At 51.3% G+C, this 3,133-nt stretch carries 5 protein-coding genes; 2 read left to right on the top strand and 3 right to left on the bottom strand.

Going from position 1 to position 3,133, the window contains the following annotated elements; all coding sequences use genetic code 11:
* Nucleotides 1–562: 562 nt before the first annotated feature.
* Nucleotides 563–760, top strand: coding sequence for a hypothetical protein (locus tag DMG62_24320; GenBank protein ID PYY19749.1), 198 nt, complete (start codon nt 563–565; stop codon nt 758–760).
* Here the strand turns inward: DMG62_24320 and DMG62_24315 are convergent.
* A complete protein-coding gene (locus tag DMG62_24315) occupies nt 757–1,053 on the bottom strand; it encodes a hypothetical protein (protein PYY19748.1) in 297 nt (98 codons plus the stop codon). The genes DMG62_24320 and DMG62_24315 overlap by 4 nt on opposite strands.
* A gap of 344 nt (nt 1,054–1,397) precedes the next feature.
* Nucleotides 1,398–1,865: a hypothetical protein gene (locus DMG62_24310; GenBank protein ID PYY19747.1), complete on the bottom strand. Its 468-nt coding sequence runs from the start codon at nt 1,863–1,865 to the stop codon at nt 1,398–1,400.
* Nucleotides 1,866–2,263: 398 nt separating this feature from the next.
* Between DMG62_24310 and DMG62_24305 the strand changes: the two genes are divergently transcribed.
* Nucleotides 2,264–2,587: a hypothetical protein gene (locus tag DMG62_24305; GenBank protein ID PYY19746.1), complete on the top strand. Its 324-nt coding sequence runs from the start codon at nt 2,264–2,266 to the stop codon at nt 2,585–2,587.
* Nucleotides 2,588–2,651: 64 nt separating this feature from the next.
* On the opposite strand, the gene DMG62_24300 is transcribed toward DMG62_24305, so the two are convergent.
* Nucleotides 2,652–3,050 carry an antibiotic biosynthesis monooxygenase gene (locus tag DMG62_24300; GenBank protein ID PYY19745.1) on the bottom strand — a complete coding sequence of 133 codons (399 nt, stop codon included), beginning with the start codon at nt 3,048–3,050 and terminating at the stop codon, nt 2,652–2,654.
* Nucleotides 3,051–3,133: the final 83 nt, after the last annotated feature.

Here is a 3,133-nt window from a genome sequence, read left to right as displayed (position 1 = left end):
TGATGCTTTGATCGGAGTTTTCGCGACCCGTCTTCGGCAACTATTGAGTATCTTTGAAGAGGTGGGCGAGAACGAAGAAGCCAATGTTCTCCAACGCAAGGCAATCGAGGCACTAACAGATCCTCAAGATCAGGAGGAAGTTCGACGCCAGCTTTTGTGGCGCTAGATCGCTGATCAGTCGTTAATGGATGAGGGTGATTGGCGAAAAATCTCTATTACACTCATTGACGCCGAAAAACGCGAAGCAAAAGCGCAAACTTGTGCTCCAAGTCAGCTGCTAAAAGCAGTCGAATATTTTCTTCTTACGGAAGTGCCCACGGAAAATTAAGCAAGATGGACTAGTACCAGAACCATTCGTGCAATCGTCTGCTGGCATTGATAAACGGCTTTCGATTCGTGGTGGCCGTTGCATGAGGGCTTCGGAAGAGTGCTAAACCTCTCACGTGTATTCCAGCTGAACACTCTCACACGCCAGAGCGCATTCAGCCCAGTGTTGAAAACTCGGCTCTTGGCTGCGCTCTCGCTCGAACAACTCCTCCCGACCTACCCACTGTGAATATGATTGGTTTCGGATTTTCAGCCATTCCGCGTGATCCGGCAGGTAGGGATCGCCTTTCCGTTTGGCCACGATCCCCTCAAGGTCTTCCTCACACGCAAGTCTGAAGAGTTGTTCTCCACCCGTCTCGATGTGGTCGCAATACAGGAGACGTTCGCCTCGTTTCGGTACGATCCCACGAAGTCGCTGCTTGCGATCAATTAGGGGCAGATAGCGAGTGTCCTCCCCGTTGTGAAATCTACGGAATCCAGGCATACGATTTCGCCGTCGAGTACGCAACGGCGGCCCTTCAGGTCACGAGCCAATCCTTCGCACAAGCTTGGAAATGATTTGAACGTGTTTCGGTTGCGCGAAACAAGCCTTACGCCGTCGCTGTCCGAATAAAGCAGAGCACGGAATCCGTCCCATTTAATTTCAAAAAGCCAGTCAGTATGGGAAAAGGGCGTCCGGGCGCGTGAGAGCGGCAAAGGCTGGAAGGACGGGAGAAGCACTGACATGAGTATAACTGGGGAATGGTTCTGTTCTGCCCCTTGCCTTGCTGTCTGTAAACATCGGCTCTTGAAACTGAACCGTGTTGCCGACTTGCATGTCCGCTCCTCGTCTGAAAAGTTGCCCCCTTCATGGTTTGCCCCGGGGAACAACTGTTTGACAGCAGACTCTCAAAGGCAGTCCGACCGGGGAGTTACGAAACCGGAGCCTCGAAACCGCTGAACCTGCGGATGAAGCCCCGGATATTGGAAATGTGTAGCTGTTACTTGCCCTTGACCAGTGAGCAATGGGTCGCAGCTGTTTTCCGTACCCGCATCATTGGGCTACGCTGGGGAAACTGCGCGATGCATCGTTAACTTCCTGTGGAAGCGGGTTGTACCTGCGTTGCTTGAAAGGAAACGCGTTTCCATTGCCCAGTCTGTTTCACCCACACGATTGTTACCCGAACATCCGCTGTTAGTGGCTGGCCATGAATCGTCATTTGGACATTGCCGCGCCCGTTGTATATCCCTGTATTGCCGTACATACGAACGTTCTCTTCGGTGACATCAATGGCGCTGTACTTCACGCTGCCATCCTTCAACTCTTGGATGGTGTGGCTCTTATCCTCTTTGATGCCGTTAGGCCCAATGCCTACATAATCATCGGCAAGATACCGTTCCAGGATAGACGTGTCTCCCTTGATGACAGCGCTTCGTATCTGCTCTTCCAGTCCGGCGACGGCTTTCTCAGTCCCGCCGCCAGACTTCTTCTGTTGCGGCCAAGCGGCACTGCCCAACGACATCGTAAAGATAAGACAACAAATCCAAATCCTATTCATCCGAACCTCCACTTTGTTTTTCTAAACAGACGACTCTAGTCTCCGCGTTCATACATGTCAATCTTCGGGCGACTCTTTATACCGCTTGTTCGGTGTCAGTGAATTAGGATCAGTCGTTGAGAACCCGCGATTTCACTCATTGCAGCCAAGCTGCAGGGTTGGGGTGGATTCACAGGACGTATATGCGCAGCATCCACCACACGAGAAACAGCGCAACCATGGCCCCCACGATGTGAATTATCCAATCACCCGCCGTTTTCGGTTTTCCAAAATTGAACATGCGGCATGGTAGCAGCTCGAGGTACTTAGCGTTACATCTCCATATCGCTCATTGGCTTAGGAAATCCGGGTCTGGAACAGCCTCTGTTGCTCGGACATCATCCTATGACGAAGCGGTTATGCCGGTCGGTAGTGAGCAACAGCATGCGTGGTACTCCAAGGCCATGAAGGCAATCGCGCTAAAGAAGGATTGGGCATACGTAGTATTTTTTTGCCTAAAAGAAATGGGTGTACTGAGCTGTGACATCTGCGGTGAAGAGTTCGTGATCGGTCATCCTCCCCACCTCGCAAACCAAAGGATTGCTGAAGAGCAATCTTGCTGGCTCGAAAGAGAATTAGCTAAGGATCACGAACGCCAAAAGAACCATGCCGAGCGAATTGAACTACCCGATGCCGCCTCACTGAGCTGGGAAGACAGTGGGCAATACAAAAGGCCAGCTTGAATCCAGTTATAAGTGATAACGCCTGTTAACGACAGGTACGCAGACTCAACAATTCTCCGGGAGTTCATCTCGATTTTGAGCCGAGCAGAATAGGCTCGGTTTCGACTAGGGTAAGCAGTTTCACCATTTGCCGCGTCCGATCTTTATATGTTTTGAAATGCGGACTTTGAATATGCGATTCGTATGCGGCTGCATCCCGATAGGTTTCAAACAATCTGACTTGTTCAGGATGCTCTTTGAGCGAAACGGCGTACAGCGTCAAGACGCCCGGTTCAACACGAATCGAAGTCTCGATCTCTTCTTTAAGGGCGAGTTTGTAGGCGTCAAGTTGCGGTGAATCAATCTCCAATTCTGCTATCCGCACAATCGGGCTTCCGACTACTACGGCAGCGGTTCCTCGCTGCCAAAACCACAAGGCCGTAACCAACGATGTCCCGAGCAGCAACGCTTGTCTCCCCGTCATATGCAACCGCCTTCTCAGATTAGGGCGATCTGACTTACTCCTGAACGAATCGAAACCCTATACGTCTCGATCAGTTTAGCCGG

This window comes from Acidobacteriota bacterium, assembly GCA_003225175.1.
Taxonomy (GTDB): Bacteria; Acidobacteriota; Terriglobia; order Terriglobales; family Acidobacteriaceae; genus Gp1-AA112.
This window is presented reverse-complemented; position numbering and strand designations above follow the sequence as displayed.

Excerpts from the sequence above, each read along its gene's own strand:
- DMG62_24315 (PYY19748.1), bottom strand. The coding sequence starts at position 1,053 with ATGTCAGTGCTTCTCCCGTCCTTCCAGCCTTTGCCGCTCTCACGCGCC.
- DMG62_24310 (PYY19747.1), bottom strand. The coding sequence starts at position 1,865 with ATGAATAGGATTTGGATTTGTTGTCTTATCTTTACGATGTCGTTGGGC.
- DMG62_24305 (PYY19746.1), top strand. The coding sequence starts at position 2,264 with ATGCCGGTCGGTAGTGAGCAACAGCATGCGTGGTACTCCAAGGCCATG.
- DMG62_24300 (PYY19745.1), bottom strand. The coding sequence starts at position 3,050 with ATGACGGGGAGACAAGCGTTGCTGCTCGGGACATCGTTGGTTACGGCC.